Origin of the sequence: Methylobacterium nigriterrae, assembly GCF_037106235.1 — a bacterium.
Classification (GTDB): Bacteria; Pseudomonadota; Alphaproteobacteria; order Rhizobiales; family Beijerinckiaceae; genus Methylobacterium; species Methylobacterium nigriterrae.
Genome location: NZ_JBAWTG010000004.1, coordinates 179,340 through 197,701, shown reverse-complemented (window position 1 = coordinate 197,701; position 18,362 = coordinate 179,340). Strand labels below are relative to the sequence as shown.

Genomic DNA, 18,362 nt, shown 5'->3' with positions numbered 1-18,362 from the left:
CTGCGAGGCGAGCGTCGCGGGCCGCGTGATCAAGCTGGCGCTGCCGCCGAAGGGGGCCGCTCCCGACACGTTCCGCTACGCAACCGAGGCCCCGATCTACGTCTTCAACAACAGCTGGTACCTGCGTTCACCCGTGACCGGCATCGGCGCCGCCGCCAATCTGCGCCATTGGAACAACGCGGTCCTATTCTGCGAACCGGGGATGCCGGGCTACGACGCGGCACTCTGCCGGGTGAGGCCGGAATTGTTCAGCGCCGCCGATTGCGGCCGGGAATTCGTCAGATTCGACGATCTCGGCCGATACGCCGGTGCCAGGGGGAGCGTCCCGTTCTTCGACTGCTTTCGCTGGCTGCCCATGGACGAGCGCGGCCGGGATTTGCCCGCCCTGCGCAGCGCGTTCGATCACGACGTCAGCAGCAACGGCTTCCCGCAGGCATTCACGCAGCTTGCCGAGTTCGAGCGCCACGGTCGCCTGGGCGATCCCGGCTTCCGAGCGCCCGAACGCGGGGACTTCACGCTCGTGCCGGGAGCGGAGGCCGCGACGTCCACTTGCCTCGTGAGCGAGACAGCCGATGGACGCCTTGCCTGCGCGGACGTGCCCGCCGGCAGATCATTCGCGGGAGCCATCGGGCCGGACGGCCACCTCTACGAAGCACCGGCGGGCCCCGGCTTCCGGCCTCCGAAGTGAGGAGGCGCACACTTGACCGTCCGCTGCGGCGTCGAACGGTCCTTCGGGACGATCGCGCGGTGTATGCCCGACCCTGCCCGGCGCATCGGCCGCGACGCAGTGGCACGCCGGCCTCGGCATCACGCCTAGCCCGCGCCTCTCCGATCCGGCGGGTCCAGGGCGCTCGCATCCCGGAGAAGGAGGGTGCGCAGGCGCTCCCGTCCCAGCACCCGGCCGAGTTCCCGGAAGGCGAAGTAGGGGATTAGCGCCACCGCCATGATCAGGCCCGCCGAGGCCAGCCCGCGGATCCCGCCCCCGCCGATGGCCGGCACGCTGGCGGCGAGCGCCTTCCCGCGCCAGAGCCCGAAGGCGACCTCCTCCAGGATGTAGGCGCACAGGAGGAGCGCCGCGAAGGCGCATGACCGTGCAAGGATCGGGTAGATCAGGGGCCGTCCCTGGAAGTGGGGGCGGACGTCCAGGCTCTCGGCAACGAGCATGATCTTTGCCAGGATCCAGGCATTGATGAAGGCAAGGCCGTAGAAGCTGTAGCCCATGCCGTGGCGAGACAGGACCATGTGCTCGTGCAGGATGAGGAGCCCGAAGACGACCCAGAGATAGGCGAAGATGCCGAGGATCCGCTTGGCCTCCTCGATCAGCCGATGTCCGATTCTCTCAACCCGGCCATGGGCTTGGCCTGCGGTCGGCAACGGAGCGCCGGCCGGAGCGGGCGGGGATTGGGGCCTCGGATCGCGCATGGATGTCGCTCGCCTCCGGCTCTGGGCTGAGGGTCGGAACCCGACGCGACGCTGCACCATTCCTCGGTGGCAGCCGCGACGGCGACATTAGCACGAGCGAGCGGATCTTTGATCCGGGCTCATGGATCCGGGCTCATGGCGTCGGGCCGAGGTATCGCTCGACGGCGGCCTCGATGTCGTGTCGTCCTGCCGGCCGGCGGAACAAACCATGAAATATCCCGTCGCCCCGGCCGCCCGGCGACGAAGGTCGCATTGACGGGATTGTTCAAACCCCGTTTCGTCGCGCGGAACGCCGATGGAACCGGGGAGGCACGCCATGACCGAACTCAAGACGCTGCGCGACATCTCGGGGCTCAGCCCGAACCCGGCCGGGCTCGCCGGCTCGGCGCTCCTGATGATCGACCTGCAGAACACCTATCGGGAAGGCATCATGCAACTCGACGGTGTGGAACCGGCGATCCGCGAGGCGAGGGCGCTCCTGGAGCGCGCCCGCGCGGCCGGCATCCCGGTGATCCACGTGCGCCACGATGCCGGGCCGGGCTCGCCCTACGACGTGACGGCGCCGATCGGGCAGATCAGCGACGAGGTCGCGCCCCGGGGCGAGGAGGCCGTCGTCACCAAGGCCTATCCGAACGCGTTCGTCGGCACCGACCTCCAGGCTCGGCTCGAGGCGGCGGGCGTGAAGGACGTGATCGTGGCGGGCTTCATGACGCATATGTGCGTGAACTCGACGGCGCGCGGCGCCTTCAGCCTGGGCTTCCGCCCGACGGTGGTCGCCTCGGCCACCGCCACCCGCGACCTGCCGGCGCCCGACGGCTCGGTGGTGCCGGCCCGCAGCCTCCAGGCCGCGAGCCTCGCCACCCTCGGCGACCTGTTCGCGGCGATCGCCCGCAGCCCGGACGAGATCCCGGCCTGAAGGCGCACGCTCGCAGGCTCTTGTGCGCCGCGGTGGAACGCGGCCCAGGCCGCGGCGGTTCGGGCTCCAGGAAGGAGCCGGGACCATGCGCATCACCAACGTGGCGGATCTCGTCGTCGAGACCCTGCAGCAGGCCGGCGTCGAGCGCATCTTCGGCGTGGTCGGGGACAGCCTCAACGCTATCACCGAGGCGATCCGGGCGCGGGGCCGGATCGAGTGGGTGCATGTCCGCCACGAGGAGGCCGGGGCCTTCGCGGCCGGGGCCGAGAGCCAGATCACCGGCAGGCTCGCGGTCTGCGCGGGCTCCTGCGGGCCGGGCCACGTCCACCTGATCAACGGCCTCTACGATTGCCACCGCACGCGCACGCCGGTGCTCGCCATCGCGGCCCATATCCCGTCCCCCGAGATCGGCTCGGGCTATTTCCAGGAGACCGACCCGAAGCACCTCTTCCGCGAGTGTAGCCATTACTGCGAGGCGGTCTCGGATCCCCAGCAGATGCCCTACGTCCTGGAGAACGCGCTGCGCGCCGCGATCGGGCAGCGGGGCGTCGCCGTGATCATCATCCCGGGCGACGTCGCCGTGAAGGACGCGCCCGCCCGCGCCATCCCGCCCAATCCCGGCCTGATCCCGCCGCGTCCCCTGATCCGCCCCGCCGAGCCCGAGCTCGACGCGCTCGCCGACCTGCTCAACGGCTCGAAGCGGATCACGCTGCTTGCCGGACGCGGCTGCGCGGGGGCGCATGACGGGCTCCTGCGGCTCGCCGAGACCCTGAAGAGCCCGATCGTGCACGCGCTCGGCGGCAAGGAATTCGTCGAGTACGACAATCCCTACGACGTCGGCATGACGGGACTGATCGGCTTCTCCTCGGGCTACGCGGCGATGCATGCCTGCGAGACCCTGCTGATGCTCGGCACCGACTTCCCCTACAAGCAGTTCTATCCCGCCGACGCGCGGGTCGCGCAGGTCGACCTGCGGCCGCAGCAGCTCGGCCGCCGCTGCAAGCTCGACCTCGGCCTCGTCGGCGATGTCGGCGCCACGATCGAGGCGCTGCTGCCGAGGCTCGAGGTCAAGGAGGACCGCGGCTACCTCGATTCGAGCCTGAAGCACTACGCCAAGGCGCGGGAGGACCTCGACGAGCTCGCCACCGGCCGGCCGGGGCGCAAGCCGATCCATCCGCAATTCCTCGCCCGCGTGGTCAGCGAGACGGCGGGGCCCGACGCGGTCTTCACCGCCGATGTCGGCACGCCGACGATCTGGGCGGCGCGCTATCTTCGCATGAACGGCCGGCGCCGGCTCCTCGGCTCCTGGGTGCACGGCTCGATGGCGAACGCCATGGCGCAGGGGATCGGCGCGCAGGCGGCCGACCGCGGCCGCCAGGTGATCGCGCTCGCGGGCGACGGCGGCTTCGCGATGCTGATGGGCGACCTGCTGACCTTGCGCCAGGAGCGGCTGCCCCTGAAGATCGTCGTCTTCAACAACGGCTCGCTCGGCTTCGTCGAGATGGAGATGAAGGCCGCGGGCTATCTCGAGACCGGGGTCGAGCTGGAGAACCCGGATTTCGCCGCGCTCGCCCGCTCGGCGGGCCTGCACGGGGTGCGGGTCGAGGATCCGGGCGAGCTGGAGAGCGCGGCCCGCGACGTGCTCGCGCATGACGGGCCGGCGCTTCTCGACGTCGTGGTCAACCGCCAGGAGCTCTCGATCCCGCCCAAGATCGACGGCCAGCAGGTCAAGGGCTTCAGCCTCTACGTCCTGCGGGCGGTGATGAGCGGGCGCGGCGACGCGGTCCTCGACCTCGCCAAGACGAACCTCATCCGCTAGACCGAACCCTGACCTTTTAAACGTTCCAGTCTGGGGCGGTCGCGCGCCGGACGGCGGTGAGTTTTCCCATGCGCGTCGGATTGTTCGTGCCGTGCTACGTCGACGCCTTCGAGCCGGAGGTGGGGATCGCCACGCTCGAGCTCCTCGAACGTCTCGGCCTCGAGGTCGAGTATCCCTTCGACCAGACCTGCTGCGGCCAGCCCATGGCCAATACCGGCTGCCACGCCGAGGCCGCCGCCACCGAGGCTCTGTTCGTCAGGAATTTCTCAGGGTTCGACTACGTGGTCTGTCCTTCGGGGAGCTGCGTGCACCAGGTGCGCGCCCATCTCACGGCCATCCCGCAGACCTCCGAGGTGACGGCGGTGCGCGAGCGGACCTTCGAGCTCGTCGAGTTCCTGCACGACGTGCTCAAGGTCGAGGCCTTCCCCTGGGCCGAGTTCCCGCACCGGATCAGCTATCACTCGAACTGCAACGCCCTGCGCGGCATCGGGCACGCGCGGCCGAGCGAGATCAACGCGCCCTTCTTCTCCAAGCCCCTCGACCTCTTGGCCAAGGTGAAGGGCATCGAGGTGGTGGAGATCGCGAGGCCCGACGAGTGCTGCGGCTTCGGCGGCACCTTCTCGGTGTTCGAGCCGGCGGTGTCGGCCAAGATGGGCTACGACAAGGTCACGGACCATGCCCGAGCCGGGGCCGAGTACGTCGTCTCGGCCGATTCTTCCTGCATGATGCACCAGAAGGGCTGCGCCGAGCGCCTCGGCGTGCCGCTGAAGTTCATCCACATCGCACAGGTCCTCAACGGAGCCTCCGCATGAGCGCGCATGACGAGCCGGGCCAGGGCGGAACCCAGGATCACCTCCGCGTCCGCGACGGAGCCGCCGGCCGCGGCGGCCTGATCCACCCGGAGATCCGACAGCCGGACGACGGGAGCGAGCGCGGCCAGGACGGCGGCCGCCTGCAGCACGCGGAAGCCGCGACCCAGCCGCTCAGCGCGGCGCCGGAGGCCGCGAAGACCCGCGAGCCGCAGCCCCGCGGCGCCAAGGTGCGGGGCAACCGGCCGATCGACCAGGCGGAGGCGGCCGAGCGCTTCATCGCGGCTCCCCTCCACCAGAAGGCCCACGACGAGCGGCTCTGGGACGTCCGGCGCAAGCGTGACGCGTCGGCGCACGCGATCCCCGAATGGGAGGCGCTGCGCGAGCTCGCCTCGCAGATCAAGTCGCACACGCTCGCCAACCTCGACACCTACCTCGAACAGTTCGAGGCGGCCGCGACGGCGAACGGCGTGCACGTGCACTGGGCCGCCGACGGGGCCGAGCACAACCGCATCGTGCACGCGATCCTGAAGGATCACGGCGCCAGGACGCTGATCAAGTCGAAGTCGATGCTGACCGAGGAGTGCGGCTTCCGGCACTACATGGCGGGCCAGGGCATCGACATCGTCGAGACCGACCTCGGCGAGCGCATCCAGCAGCTCGACGACGAGGAGCCGAGCCACGTCGTGATGCCGGCGGTCCACAAGACCCGGATCGACGTGGCCGAGGTCTTCGCCCGCACGCTGGGCACCGACCCCGCCAACGACGACGCGCATTACCTCGCCGAGAGCCAGCGCGAGACCACGCGCCCTCTCATCCTGGCGGCCGATGCGGGGCTCACCGGCTGCAACTTCGCGATCGCCGAGACCGGCACGGTCGTCACCTGCACCAACGAGGGCAACGCCGACCTCTCGGGCAACGTGCCGAAGCTCCAGATCCACTCGATCGGCATCGAGAAGCTGATCCCCAGGATCGAGCATCTCGGGGTGTTCATCCGGCTCCTGTCCCGCTCGGCGCTCGGCTCGCCGATCACCCAGTACACCTCGCATTTCCGCGGGCCGCGGCCCGGCACCGAGATGCATATGGTGCTCGTCGACAACGGCCGCTCGGCCCGCCTCGGCATGGAGGAGTTCTGGACCTCGCTGAAATGCATCCGCTGCGGCGCCTGCATGAATACCTGCCCGGTCTACCGGCGCTCGGGCGGGCTCTCCTACGGGGCGACCTATTCGGGGCCGATCGGGCTGATCATCGACCCGACCTTCAACAAGCGCAAATACTCGACGCTGCCCTTCTCCTCGACGATGAACGGCTCCTGCACCAATGTCTGCCCGGTCAAGATCAACATCCACGAGCAGATCTTCGCCTGGCGCAAGGTGCTCGCCGAGGAGCACGAGATTCCGCTCGTCAAGAAGGGCATGATGAAGGCCGCCGGCCAGGTCCTCAGCCGCCCGGCCGCCTACCGGGCCGCCATCGGCGCGGCGGATTCGGCGCTGCGCGTGCTGCCGCGCTTCGCCGTCTACAACCCCGTCAACACCTGGGGCCGCGGGCGCGAGATGCCCCACACGCCCCGCCAGAGCTTCCACGCCTGGTACAGGCAGAACCGCATGAAGACGGACGGCGGCAACAACGGGGGCGGGCGGTGAGCGCGCGCGAGGCGATCCTCTCGGGCATCCGGCGGAACCGCCCGGCCGGCGACTTCCCGCTGCCGCCGATCCCCGACTTCGCGCCGCTGGTCGGCCCCGACCTCGTGGCCGAGTTCGCCGATCGCCTGAAGCGCATGGGCGGGCGCGTGGCCGAGGCGCCGGAGGGCGGCGACCCGCTCGGGCCCGTGCGCGAGCGGCTCGCCTCCGCCGGGGTCGTGGCCTCGGCGGTGCCGGAGGTCGAGGGCAACCGCGACCTGGCGCAGGTGGCCGCGCCGGCCGACCTCGCGGATGTCGACGTCGCGGTGGTGCGGGCGGTGTTCGGCGTCGCCGAGACGGGCTCGGTCCTGTTCACGCAGGAGGAGCTGCGGGTGAACGCGGTGGCCTACCTCGCCCAGCACCTGATCGTGCTGCTCGATCCCCGGGACATCCTCGCCAACATCCAGGCGGCCTACCGGCGGCCGGATTTCGCGCGCGCCGCCTATGCCGTGCTCCACACCGGCCCCTCGGCCACCGCCGACATCGAGGGCGTGCTGATCCACGGCGCGCAGGGGGTGCGCTCGCTCACCGTGGTGCTGCTGCCGCGGGGCTGAGGCGCGAGGCGGACCGCCGCCCAGGGGCGGGCAGGGCGGTTCGCACGGCGCCATCGGCGCCACGTCCACCGCTCCACGCCGGGCGGGGAGAGGGGATGCGCACCGCCCGATGTGCGAACGCGCAGGTCCCGGGGCAGAGGAGGGCCGCGACAGGATCGCCCGGGATCCTGTGATGCCGGGGTCGAAGGGCCGGACGGAGTTTTGACATCGGCGCCCCGGCGCGCATCCTCGGGCCGACGCGTCCTCGAAGACTCTCGCGGAGACCTCGTGCCATGGCCTATCGCCACGTCGTCGGCCCGCGCAGCCACGTCTTCGCCGACCTCGCCGCCCTGATGGCGAAGGCGACGCCGCCGCGCTCCGGCGACCGGCTCGCCGGGATCGCGGCGGAATCCGCCGAGGAGACCATGGCGGCCCGCTGGTGCCTCGCGGAGGTGCCGCTCGCCGAGATCCTGGCGCGGCCGCTGATCCCCTACGAGGCCGACGACGTCACCCGGCTCATCCTCGACACGCACGATGCCGCGGCCTTCTCGGAGATCGCGCACCTGACGGTGGGCGACTTCCGCGAGTTCCTGCTCACCGCATCGTCGGAGACGCTCGCCCGGATCGCGCCCGGGGTGACGCCCGAGATCGCCGCGGCCGTGAGCAAGATCATGCGCAACCAGGACCTGATCCTGGTGGCGCGCAAGGCCCGGATCGTCACGGCGTTTCGCAACACGATCGGGCTGCCCGGGACGCTCGCGGTGCGGCTGCAGCCGAACCACCCGACGGACGATCCCGCCGGCATCACGGCCGCGATCCTCGACGGGCTCTCCTACGGGAGCGGCGACGCCGTGATCGGCATCAACCCGGCCTCGGATTCGCTGCAGGCCTTGGGCCGCCTCCTGCAGCTCCTCGACGACCTGATCCGGCGCCTCGCGATTCCGACGCAGGGCTGCGTGCTGGCCCACGTCACGACGACGATCGAGGCGATGAACCGGGGTTGGCCGGTCGACCTCGTCTTCCAGTCGATCGCCGGCACTGAGGCCGCCAATGCGGGCTTCGGCATCAGCCTGCCGATGCTGCGGGAGGCGCAGGAGGCGGCGCGGGCGCTGGGACGCGGCACGCTCGGCGACAACGTGATGTATTTCGAGACCGGCCAGGGCTCGGCGCTCTCGGCCGACGCGCATCACGGCATCGACCAGCAGACGCTCGAGGCCCGCGCCTACGCCGTCGCGCGAGCCTACGAGCCGCTCCTCGTCAACACCGTGGTGGGCTTCATCGGGCCCGAATACCTCTACGACGGCAAGGAGATCATCCGGGCCGGGCTCGAGGACCATTTCTGCGGCAAGCTGATGGGCGTGCCGCTCGGGGTCGACGTCTGCTACACGAACCACGCCGAGGCCGACCAGGACGACATGGACACGCTCCTGACGCTGCTCGGGGCGGCCGGCTGCACCTACGTGATGGGCGTGCCCGGCGCCGACGACGTGATGCTGAACTACCAGTCGACCTCCTTCCACGACGCCCTCTACCTGCGCGAGGTGCTGGGCCTCAAACGGGCGCCCGAGTTCGAGGCGTGGCTCGCGCGGATCGGCCTGACCGACGCCGACGGCGCGCTCAAGCCGGGCGACGGCGGAGGGCGCCTCCTCGCGGCCGCGCCGGGTCTCGCCGCGTGAGCGGGCCGGACGATCTCTGGCGCCGCCTCTCGGCGCTGACGCCGGCCCGGATCGGGCTCGGCCGGGCCGGCAGCGGCCTGCCGACCCGCGAGGTTCTGCGCTTCGGCCTCGCCCATGCCCAGGCGCGCGACGCCGTGCATCTGCCGATGGAATCCGACGCCATCATCCGCGACGTCGAGGCCCTCGGGCTCACCGCCCTAGCGGCCGCCTCGCGGGCGCCCGACCGCGCGACCTACCTGCGCCGGCCCGATCTCGGGCGCCGCCTCTCGGAGGAGAGCAAGCAGGCCCTGGCGCGCGCGGCGGGCGGGCCCGTCGACCTCGCCCTGGTGGTGGCGGACGGGCTCTCGGCGCGGGCCATCCACGAGAACGCCGTCCGGCTCGTCGCGGCCTTCCGGCCCCATCTGAAGGAGGCCGGCTGGAGTCTCGCGCCGGTCGTCGTGGCGAGCCAGGCCCGGGTGGCGCTCGGCGACGCGATCGGCGCGGCCCTGAAGGCGCGGGCGGTGGCGGTGCTGATCGGCGAGCGGCCGGGCCTGTCCTCGCCCGACAGCCTCGGCATCTACCTCACCTTCGCGCCCCGGCCCGGCCGCCAGGACGCGGAGCGCAACTGCATCTCGAACGTGCGCGCGGCCGGCCTGCCGCACGCCGAGGCCGCCTTCCGGCTCGGCTGGCTCCTCAGCCAGGCCCTTGCGCGCGGTCTCACGGGCGTGAAACTCAAGGACGAGAGCGACGCGGCGCTGGAGGCGGCCGCCAAGACTGCACTGCCCGACGCCTGATCCCGGCATCGCCGAGTATTCGGGCCCAAGCGTGGCTGTGGCGGGGTCGCAACACCGCGAAAGCATCCCAGGATTGCCCCGAGACCTGCCCTCATCCGCCGCGATCCCGCCATAAACCGGGACCACCTCAACATCCGCGGTAAACGGCAGTTTCCCCAACGCTTTACCGTTCAGTTCCGAGTTCCTTCCGTGAGCGCAAACGGCTCCCGCCGCTGTTCACAGGCGGCGGTGCGGCACGCCCGCGCCGAGCGTTGACGGAATGAACCGATGCGTCGGGGATCGAAGGTCGCGAGAAGCCGGTATGGACGCGCGTTTGAACGACAAGGCCAAGCTGCCGAGCCGACACGTCACGGAAGGGCCCGAGCGCGCCCCGCACCGCTCGTATCTCTACGCGATGGGCCTGACCCGCGAGCAGATCCACCAGCCGCTCGTCGGCGTCGCCTCCTGCTGGAACGAGGCCGCGCCCTGCAACATCTCGCTGATGCGCCAGGCCCAGGCCGTGAAGAAGGGCGTCGCCGCCGCCCACGGCACGCCGCGCGAGTTCTGCACCATCACGGTCACCGACGGCATCGCCATGGGGCACGGCGGCATGCGCGCCTCGCTGCCGTCGCGCGAGGTCATCGCCGACTCGGTCGAGCTGACCATGCGCGGCCATGCCTACGACGCGCTCGTGGGGCTTGCCGGCTGCGACAAGTCGCTGCCCGGCATGATGATGGCGATGGTGCGCCTCAACGTGCCGTCGATCTTCATCTACGGCGGCTCGATCCTGCCCGGCACCTTCCGGGGCAAGCCCGTCACCGTGCAGGACCTGTTCGAGGCGGTCGGCAAGCACGCCGTCGGCGACATGAGCCTCGAGGACCTCGACGAGCTGGAGCAGGTCGCCTGCCCCTCGGCCGGGGCCTGCGGCGCGCAGTTCACGGCCAACACCATGGCGACCGTCTCCGAGGCGATCGGCCTGGCGCTGCCCTACTCGGCCGGCGCCCCGGCTCCCTACGAGATCCGCGACAAGTTCTGCGCCGCGGCCGGCGAGAAGGTGATGGAGCTGATCGCCAAGAACATCCGCCCGCGCGACATCGTCACCCGCAAGTCGCTCGAGAACGCGGCGACCGTGGTGGCGGCGTCCGGCGGCTCGACCAACGCGGCGCTCCACCTGCCGGCGATCGCGCACGAGTGCGGCATCGAATTCTCGCTGTTTGACGTCGCCGAGATCTTCCGGCGCACGCCCTACATCGCGGATCTCAAGCCCGGCGGGCGCTACGTCGCCAAGGACCTGTTCGAGGTCGGCGGCATCCCGCTCCTGATGAAGACGCTGCTCGACAACGGCTTCATGCACGGCGACTGCCTGACGGTCACCGGCAGGACCATGGCCGAGAACCTCGAGAAGGTCGGCTGGAATCCGGACCAGGACGTGGTGCGCCCGGCCGATGCCCCGATCACCCCGACCGGCGGCGTCGTCGGCCTCAAGGGCAACCTCGCCCCCGAGGGCGCGATCGTGAAGGTCGCGGGCATGCCCCTCGACCGCCAGGTCTTCACCGGCCCGGCCCGCGTCTTCGACAACGAGGAGACCTGCTTCGAGGCCGTGCAGACGCGCGCCTACCAGCCCGGCGACGTCCTCGTCATCCGCTACGAGGGCCCGAAGGGCGGCCCCGGCATGCGCGAGATGCTCTCGACCACGGCCGCCCTCTACGGGCAGGGCATGGGCGACAAGGTCGCGCTCATCACGGACGGGCGCTTCTCGGGCGCCACCCGCGGCTTCTGCGTCGGCCATGTCGGCCCGGAGGCTGCCGTCGGTGGGCCGATCGGCCTCCTCAGGGACGGCGACGTCATCACCCTCGACGCCATCAAGGGCACCCTCGAGGTGGCGCTCTCGGACGAGGAGCTCGCCGAGCGCCGCAAGGCCTGGACACCGCGCGGCAACACCGCGACCTCGGGCTACCTCTGGAAATACGCGCAGACCGTGGGACCCGCGGTCAACGGCGCCGTCACCCATCCGGGCGGCGCCAAGGAGACGCAGACTTATGCGGACATCTAGGACTGACCTTTGCTGGCCGCATCCGCGGCCGGCCGGGGCCGATCCGAGTCGGCTCGTCGCCTCGCGCGCGCGCGCGCGAGGGCTGAGGGCGGCCGTCCCCGCGGCGGGTCTGCTACTCCTCCTGGCCCTGCCCGTCACGCCGCCGGTCGAGGCGCTCGACGCCAGCGCGCGCGCCCCCGTGCCCGAGAAGAGCTTCCGCTCGGCCAAGGACGCGCTGCGCACCGGCATGCGCGAGTACAATGCGGGCGACAAGGAGGGCGCCGCCCGCGCCCTCGAATACGCCGCCGGCCAGGGCCACGCGCTCGCCCTGTGGAAGCTCGGCCGCATGTACGCGGACGGGGACGGCGTGCCCCACGACGACCTCAAGGCCTTCGAGTACTTCTCGCGCATCGCCGACGACAGCAGCGACGACGGCCCGGACACGCCGAATTCGGGCGTGGTCGCGAGCGCCTTCACGGCGCTCGGCAGCTACTTCCTCGACGGGATCAAGGGCACCTACGTGCGCGCCAACCCCGAGCGCGCCTACGACATGTTCAACTACGCGGCCTCGTATTTCGGCGACCCCAACGCGCAGTACAATCTGGCCCGCCTCTATCTCGACGGCACCGGCGTCGAGGCGGATGCGCGTCAGGCGGCGCGCTGGTTCAACCTCGCGGCCGAGAAGGGTCACCACCCGGCCCAGGCCCTGCTCGGCGACCTCCTGGCCAACGGCCTCGGCGGCCTTCCCGTGCAGCGCGCCCGCGGCCTGATGTGGCTCTCGCTCGCCCGCCAGGGCGCCGAAGGCCGCAAGGACGACTGGATCGTCGCCCTCTACGAGAAGAACTGGGCCGCCGCCAGCGACGGCGACCGCGCCGACGCGCAGGCCCAGGCCCAGGCCGCCTCCTCGGGCCGCCGGCGGCGCTAGGCGAACGGCTCGGGCGAGCCCGCCGCGCCACCGCTCCCTGGCGGGTTCGGCGGTTCGCAGAGGCCGTCGGTGCTGGGCTCGGCCGCGTCCCGCTCGGGCGCGGGTCCCCTCTCCCGTGCGGGAGAGGGACAGGGTGAGGGGTCAGGTCTTTCCGGAGACGGCGATCCCCTCACCCGGTCCGCTTTCGCGGACTCGACCTCTCCCGCACGGGAGAGGTGAGGCGGCGCGCCAACTCCGCCGCGGCATTCCCGAGGACGTCGGTGCAGGGCCCGTGGCGCTTCCCATCCGGGCGCGGGCCCCCTCTCCCGTGCGGGAGAGGGTTGGGGTGAGGGGTCAGGTCTGTCCGGAGAAGTCGTACCCCTCACCCGGTCCGTGTGAGGCGGACTCGACCTCTCCCGCACGGGAGAGGTGAGGCGGCGCTCTCAGGCCGATCAGCCCGCCGACAGCTCGATCGTCACCGGCACGTGGTCGGAGGGCTTCTCAAGGCCCCGCAGAGCCTTCTGGACGGAGGCCGAGACGAGGCGGTCCGCCGCCTGCGGCGACAGCAGCAGGTGGTCGATCCGGATGCCGAGGTTCCGCGGCCAGCAGCCGGCCTGATAATCCCAGAAGGTGTAGAGGCCGGGGCGCGGGTCGCAGGCGCGCAGGGCGTCCGTGAAGCCCTCGGCGAGCAGGGCCCGGAAGGCCGCCCGGCTGCGCGGCAGGAACAGGGCGTCGTCGCGCCACGCCTCCGGGTCGGCGGCGTCCTCCGGCGCCGGGATGACATTGTAGTCGCCGGCCAGCACCAGCGCCTCCTCGGATTCCACCAGAGCGCGCGCGTGCCGCCGCAGCCGCTCCAGGAAGGCGAGCTTGTAGGGGTACTTGTCGGAGGCGACGGGATTGCCGTTCGGCAGGTAGATCGAGGCGACGCGCACCGGGCCCACATCCTCGCCGGCGATCAGCGCCTCGATGTAGCGGGCCTGCGCGTCGGCCTCGTCGCCCGGCAGGCCGCGCCGCAGGCTGCCCTCGACGATCCGCAGCGGCCTGCGGACCAGCAGGGCGACGCCGTTATAGGCCTTCTGCCCGAGCGCCTCGACCGCGTAGCCCGCCGCCTCGATCTCCGCCCGCGGCACGGATTCGTCCTGGCATTTCAGCTCCTGCAGGCAGACCACGTCGGGCTTCGCCTCGTCCAGGAAGGCCAGGAGATGGCCGACCCGCTGCTTGATCGAATTGACGTTCCAGGTCGTGATCCGCATGGAGCCTGTTCCCGATGCCGCGCCGCCGTGTCATCGGGCCTTCGCGCCGAACTGACAAGGCGGGGGCTCAGCGAGGGCGGGGGATCGCGATGGATGCGGGGTGGTTCGAGCCGATCCGGGCCTATTGCGAGCGCACGGAGGCCGGCTTCTGGGCCGAGCCGCTCAATGCCGTCTCGAACGCCGCCTTCCTCGTCGCCGCGGCCCTGGCGGGGCGGCGGGCGCTGCGGGGATTCAAAGCCGAGCCGGAGCCTGGCGCGGGTCCCCTCTCCCGTTCGGGAGAGGTCGAGTCCGCGAAAGCCGACCGGGTGAGGGGTGCGACCTCTCCGGCGAGACCTGGACCCCTCACCCCAACCCTCTCCCGCACGGGAGAGGGAGCCCGTCGCGGATCTTCCGACACGCCGTCCTTGCCCGTCTTCGATCCCGCCGCGCTCGCCTTGAGCCTCCTGATCGCGGTGGTCGGGATCGGCTCGTTCCTGTTCCACACCCTCGCGGTGCGCTGGGCGATGCTGGCGGACGTGATCCCGATCGCGCTGTTCATCTACGCCTACTTCCTGCTGGCGATGCGGCGCTTCCTCGGGCTCGGCATCGGCGGGGCGACGATCGCGACGCTGCTCTTCGCCGCTGCCGGCTTCGGGCTCACGCCGACCCTCGACGCGGCGACGGGCGCCTCGGCGGCGGACCTCAGCAACGGCTCGGTCGACTACCTGCCGGCGGCGCTCGCGCTCCTCGGAGTCGCGGCGGCGCTGCTGCGGCCGGGATGCCGCGACCCGGCGCGGCGCGAGGCGGGCCTGCGGCTCCTCGCGATCGCGGGCCTGTTCCTTCTGTCGCTGACCCTCCGCAGCCTCGACCGGGCGCTCTGTCCGTCGCTCCCGCACGGCACCCATGCCCTCTGGCACGTTCTCAACGCGGGCGTCCTCTACGGCCTCGTCGCGGTGGCGCTGCGCCTCCGGGCGCGCACGGCCGGGCAGGGGCCCTGAGAGGGGCCTCGAGGCATCGGTCCGTTCCTTGCGCCCCTCCGGAAATCGTTGCAGAAGGGCGCGCCGCGGCGCGAGGCGGCACACCCGGTCCGGCTACGGCCGGGCATGGGCCAGGGAACGTGCGATGTCAGGGGACAGGCAATGACACAGCATCTCCGCCTCGGCGTCGCCGGTCTCGGCACCGTCGGCGCCTCCGTCGTCCGGATGGTCGCCCGCCGCGCCGAGGCGCTCGCCGCCGCGACCGGGCGCGAGATCCGCGTCACCGCCGTCTCCTCGCGTGACCGGAACCGCGACCGCGGCCTCGACCTCGCCGGCGTCACCTGGTTCGACGATCCGCTGGCGCTGGCGCGCTCGGGCGACGTGGATTGCGTGGTCGAGCTGATCGGCGGCTCGGAGGGGCCGGCGAAGGCCGTTGTCGAGGCGGCGCTCGCGGCCGGCAAGCACGTGGTGACGGCCAACAAGGCGCTGCTCGCCCGTCACGGCGCGGCGCTCGCCGAAGCCGCCGAGGGGGCGGGCGTGGCGCTCGCCTTCGAGGCCTCGGCGGCCGGCGGCATCCCGGTGGTGAAGGCCCTGCGCGAGGGCCTGCCCGGCAACGCGATCAGCCGCGTCTACGGAATCCTCAACGGCACCTGCAACTACATCCTGACCCGGATGGAGCTCGAGGGGCTGACCTTCGAGGCCTGCCTCAAGGACGCGCAGGCGCTCGGCTACGCCGAGGCCGACCCGACCTTCGACGTCGAGGGCTTCGACACCGCCCACAAGCTCGCCATCCTGACGAGCCTCGCCTTCGGCACCGCGATCGACCCGGAGGGCGTCTCGGTGGAGGGCATCTCGGGCGTGCAGCCGCTCGACCTGCGCATGGCGGAGGAGCTCGGCTACCGGATCAAGCTGCTCGGCGTCGCGCAGATCGCGGAGGGCGGCATCGAGCAGCGGGTGCACCCGACCATGGTGCCGAGATCCTCCAGCATCGCGCAGGTGATGGGGGTGACGAACGCGGTGACGATCGATGCCGACGCGGTGGGCGAACTGACCCTGATCGGCCCCGGCGCCGGCGGCGAGGCCACCGCCTCGGCGGTGGTGGCCGACATCGCGGACGTGGCCGCGGGCCTCGTGCGCCCGGCCTTCGGGCGCCCCGGCGCGCGGATGCGGCCGGCCTCCCGCGTCGAGATGCAGCGCCACGAGGGCGGCTACTACATCCGCCTCACGGTCCATGACCGGCCGGGCGTCGCCGCGGGCGTCGCGACCCGCATGGCCGAGCGCGAGATCTCGCTGGAGAGCATCCTGCAGCGCCGCTCCGAGACCGCGGCCTCGCAGGACCCGCACGGCCGCTCCGGCGAGCCGGTGCCGCTGGTGCTGATCACCTACGCGGCCACCGAGGGCAACATCCGGGCGGCGCTCGACGCCATCGCGGCCGACGGGCTGCTGGCCGAATCGCCCCAATTGATCCGGATCGAGCGCGAATAAGCGCTGGGGACGCTTTCGCGGGTAGGCGCCCCGGCGTAGACATGGGCGCTATAACAGTCGGGAAGGCGTGCGGGCGGGCCTTCCGGTCCGCCCCGCAGGCGCCGGCCGGGTTCCGGCACAAGGCGAGGAAACGATGTCCGAGGCGAACAGACAGGCGTCGCGAGGCGTCGTCGCGCGCACGCTGACCCTCGAACTCGCGCGCGTGACCGAGCGCGCCGCCGTCGCCGCGGCCCGGCTGCGCGGCCAGGGCACCGAGAAGGATGCCGACCAGGCTGCCGTCGACGCCATGCGGCGCGAGCTCAACGCCCTGCCGATCGACGGCACCGTGGTGATCGGCGAGGGCGAGCGCGACGAGGCCCCGATGCTGTTCATCGGCGAGCGCCTCGGCAGCGGGCAGGGGCCTCGCGTCGATCTCGCGGTCGACCCGCTCGAGGGCACCACGCTCTGCGCCAAGGACATGCCGGGCGCGATCGCCGTGATGGCCATGGCCGAGGAGGGCTCGCTCCTCGCCGCGCCCGACGTCTACATGCAGAAGATCGCGATCGGCCCCGGCTACCCGCCCGGCCTCGTCGACCTCGACGCGAGCCCGGCCGACAACATCGCGGCGCTCGCCCGCGCCAAGGGCGTCGACCCCTCGCAGATCACCGCCATCATCCTCGACCGGCCGCGCCACATGGACCTCGTCGCCGCGGTGCGGGCGACCGGCGCCGGCATCCGGCTGATCTCGGACGGGGACATCGCCGGCATCATCTTCACGACGAGCCCGGAGGAGACCGGCGTCGACATCTATCTCGGCATCGGCGCGGCGCCGGAAGGCGTGATCGCGGCCGGGGCGCTCCGCTGCATCGGCGGCCAGATGCAGGGCCGCCTCATCCTCGACAGCCACGACAAGCGGGCGCGCGCCGAGCGCATGGGCATCAGCGAGCCGAACCGGAAATACGAGCTGACCGACCTCGCCCGCGGCGACGTCATCGTGGCGGCCACCGGCGTCACCGACGGGGCGCTCCTGCGCGGCGTGCGCTTCAAGCCCGGCACGATCGAGACCGAGACCGTGGTCTACCGCTCCTCGACCGGCACGGTCCGGCGCATCCTGGGCAGCCGCCGCCGGATGGAGCGCTTCGAGGATTGAGGGGTCGTCCGGAGCGCGGGGGCTCACCGGCCCGTCGCGAGACGCGACGCATCTCCCCCGCCCCTTGCGGGGGGAGAGACGCGTCGCGCCGGGCTCAGTTGAACATGGAGCCCATGCCGCCCTGGAGGCGGCCCAGGCCCTGCTTGGCGACCGCGTTCGAGGGATCGAGGCGCGAGGCCTGCTGGTAGCTCTCCAGCGCCTCCTTGCGGCGGTTCGACTTCTCGTAGGCGAGGCCGCGATAGGCCCAGGAGGTCGAGTCCTTGCCGTTGACGTTGAGGGCCGCGTTGTAGTCCTCGACCGCCTTGTCGAACTGGTTCGTGGCGATGAGGCTCTGGCCGCGGGCTGCGTAGGGCGCGCTGACGAAGGGGTTGCGGTCGATCGCGGCGTCGAAGTCGCCGATGGCCGCCTGATGCTGCCCCTGCTTCTGCCGCACGAGGCCGCGGGCGTGATAGGCCTCGGCCGATTCCGGCGCGAGGCGGATCGCCTGGTTGAGGTCGGACAGGGCGCCGTCGAGGTCGCCCTGGGCGCGCAGCACGTTGGCGCGGCCGATATAGGCCGGCCCGTAATTCGGGTCGGACGCGACCGCCTTCGAGAAATCCTGCAGCGCGGCGTCGTTGCGGCCGGTCTGGCGCAGGGCGAGGGCGCGGTTGTTGTAGGCGGAGGCCGAGTTCGGGTCGAGCTGGACCGCCTTGGTGAAGTCCGCGATGGCGTCGCCGAACTGGCCCGAGCGGGCATAGGCGGCGCCGCGGGTATTGTAGGCGGCCGCGTCGTTCGGGTTGCGGGCGATCACGTCGGACAGGGAGGCGATGTTGACGGTTGTCGCGCCCGTCGTGTCGGTCTCGAGCACCGCGAACTGCTTGGGCCCGGCGGCGCTGCCCACGGTCTCGCAGCCCGCCAGCGCCGCGGCGGCCAGCGCAACGGCCCCGATCAGACCCGCCTTCGGTGCCCGCACGCTCAGTGAAGTCATCGCCCCGCTCTCCTCGGCACGGCGCGCTCC

At 71.7% G+C, this 18,362-nt stretch carries 15 protein-coding genes and 1 pseudogene; 13 read left to right on the top strand and 3 right to left on the bottom strand.

Annotation, left to right across the window (positions count from 1 at the left end):
• A pseudogene (locus WDW90_RS04920) lies at positions 1-688 on the top strand (hypothetical protein); the annotation flags it as partial.
• A 125-nt stretch (positions 689-813) separates the two neighbouring features.
• Here the strand turns inward: WDW90_RS04920 and WDW90_RS04915 are convergent.
• Positions 814-1,422, bottom strand: coding sequence for a hypothetical protein (locus WDW90_RS04915; protein WP_336486172.1), 609 nt, complete (start codon positions 1,420-1,422; stop codon positions 814-816).
• Between the two features lie 316 nt (positions 1,423-1,738).
• On the opposite strand from WDW90_RS04915, the gene WDW90_RS04910 reads away from it, so the two are divergent.
• From WDW90_RS04910 to WDW90_RS04870, 9 genes are all read left to right on the top strand, one after another.
• Complete coding sequence (locus WDW90_RS04910; protein WP_336486171.1) at positions 1,739-2,338, top strand: cysteine hydrolase family protein; 600 nt, start codon at positions 1,739-1,741, stop codon at positions 2,336-2,338.
• A gap of 85 nt (positions 2,339-2,423) precedes the next feature.
• A complete protein-coding gene (gene poxB, locus WDW90_RS04905) occupies positions 2,424-4,157 on the top strand; it encodes a ubiquinone-dependent pyruvate dehydrogenase (protein WP_336486170.1) in 1,734 nt (577 codons plus the stop codon).
• A gap of 68 nt (positions 4,158-4,225) precedes the next feature.
• Positions 4,226-4,969, top strand: coding sequence for a (Fe-S)-binding protein (locus tag WDW90_RS04900; protein WP_336486169.1), 744 nt, complete (start codon positions 4,226-4,228; stop codon positions 4,967-4,969).
• The gene (locus tag WDW90_RS04895) at positions 4,966-6,609 is read left to right on the top strand and encodes a lactate utilization protein B (protein WP_336486168.1); all 1,644 of its coding nucleotides are present in this window, start codon (positions 4,966-4,968) and stop codon (positions 6,607-6,609) included. Before WDW90_RS04900 ends, WDW90_RS04895 begins: the two co-directional genes overlap by 4 nt.
• Complete coding sequence (locus WDW90_RS04890) at positions 6,606-7,199, top strand: LutC/YkgG family protein (protein ID WP_336486167.1); 594 nt, start codon at positions 6,606-6,608, stop codon at positions 7,197-7,199. The genes WDW90_RS04895 and WDW90_RS04890 overlap by 4 nt, the downstream gene beginning before the upstream one ends.
• 272 nt (positions 7,200-7,471) lie before the next feature.
• Positions 7,472-8,854, top strand: a complete 1,383-nt coding sequence (locus WDW90_RS04885) for an ethanolamine ammonia-lyase subunit EutB (RefSeq protein ID WP_336486166.1) — start codon at positions 7,472-7,474, stop codon at positions 8,852-8,854.
• Entirely contained in the window at positions 8,851-9,627 is a 777-nt protein-coding gene (gene eutC / locus WDW90_RS04880; protein WP_336486165.1) for an ethanolamine ammonia-lyase subunit EutC, read from the top strand. Before WDW90_RS04885 ends, eutC begins: the two co-directional genes overlap by 4 nt.
• Positions 9,628-9,928: 301 nt before the next feature.
• The gene (gene ilvD, locus WDW90_RS04875; protein WP_336486164.1) at positions 9,929-11,659 is read left to right on the top strand and encodes a dihydroxy-acid dehydratase; all 1,731 of its coding nucleotides are present in this window, start codon (positions 9,929-9,931) and stop codon (positions 11,657-11,659) included.
• On the top strand, positions 11,646-12,563 hold the full coding sequence (locus tag WDW90_RS04870) for a tetratricopeptide repeat protein (protein WP_336486163.1): 918 nt from the start codon (positions 11,646-11,648) through the stop codon (positions 12,561-12,563). The genes ilvD and WDW90_RS04870 overlap by 14 nt, the downstream gene beginning before the upstream one ends.
• Positions 12,564-12,994: 431 nt before the next feature.
• Here WDW90_RS04870 and xth read toward each other — a convergent pair whose 3' ends face one another.
• On the bottom strand, positions 12,995-13,795 hold the full coding sequence (gene xth / locus WDW90_RS04865) for an exodeoxyribonuclease III (protein ID WP_336486162.1): 801 nt from the start codon (positions 13,793-13,795) through the stop codon (positions 12,995-12,997).
• An 89-nt stretch (positions 13,796-13,884) separates the two neighbouring features.
• On the opposite strand from xth, the gene WDW90_RS04860 reads away from it, so the two are divergent.
• The 3 genes from WDW90_RS04860 to glpX all read left to right on the top strand — a co-directional run bounded on the left by WDW90_RS04860 (position 13,885) and on the right by glpX (position 17,365).
• Positions 13,885-14,772 (top strand): ceramidase domain-containing protein, encoded by an 888-nt coding sequence (locus WDW90_RS04860; RefSeq protein ID WP_431310977.1) that lies wholly within the window; start codon positions 13,885-13,887, stop codon positions 14,770-14,772.
• A gap of 141 nt (positions 14,773-14,913) precedes the next feature.
• Complete coding sequence (locus tag WDW90_RS04855; protein ID WP_336486161.1) at positions 14,914-16,236, top strand: homoserine dehydrogenase; 1,323 nt, start codon at positions 14,914-14,916, stop codon at positions 16,234-16,236.
• A gap of 133 nt (positions 16,237-16,369) precedes the next feature.
• Positions 16,370-17,365: a class II fructose-bisphosphatase gene (gene glpX / locus WDW90_RS04850; RefSeq protein ID WP_336486160.1), complete on the top strand. Its 996-nt coding sequence runs from the start codon at positions 16,370-16,372 to the stop codon at positions 17,363-17,365.
• Positions 17,366-17,459: 94 nt separating this feature from the next.
• Here the strand turns inward: glpX and WDW90_RS04845 are convergent, their stop codons facing one another.
• Positions 17,460-18,332, bottom strand: coding sequence for a tetratricopeptide repeat protein (locus WDW90_RS04845; protein WP_336486159.1), 873 nt, complete (start codon positions 18,330-18,332; stop codon positions 17,460-17,462).
• Between the last annotated feature and the right edge of the window lie 30 nt (positions 18,333-18,362).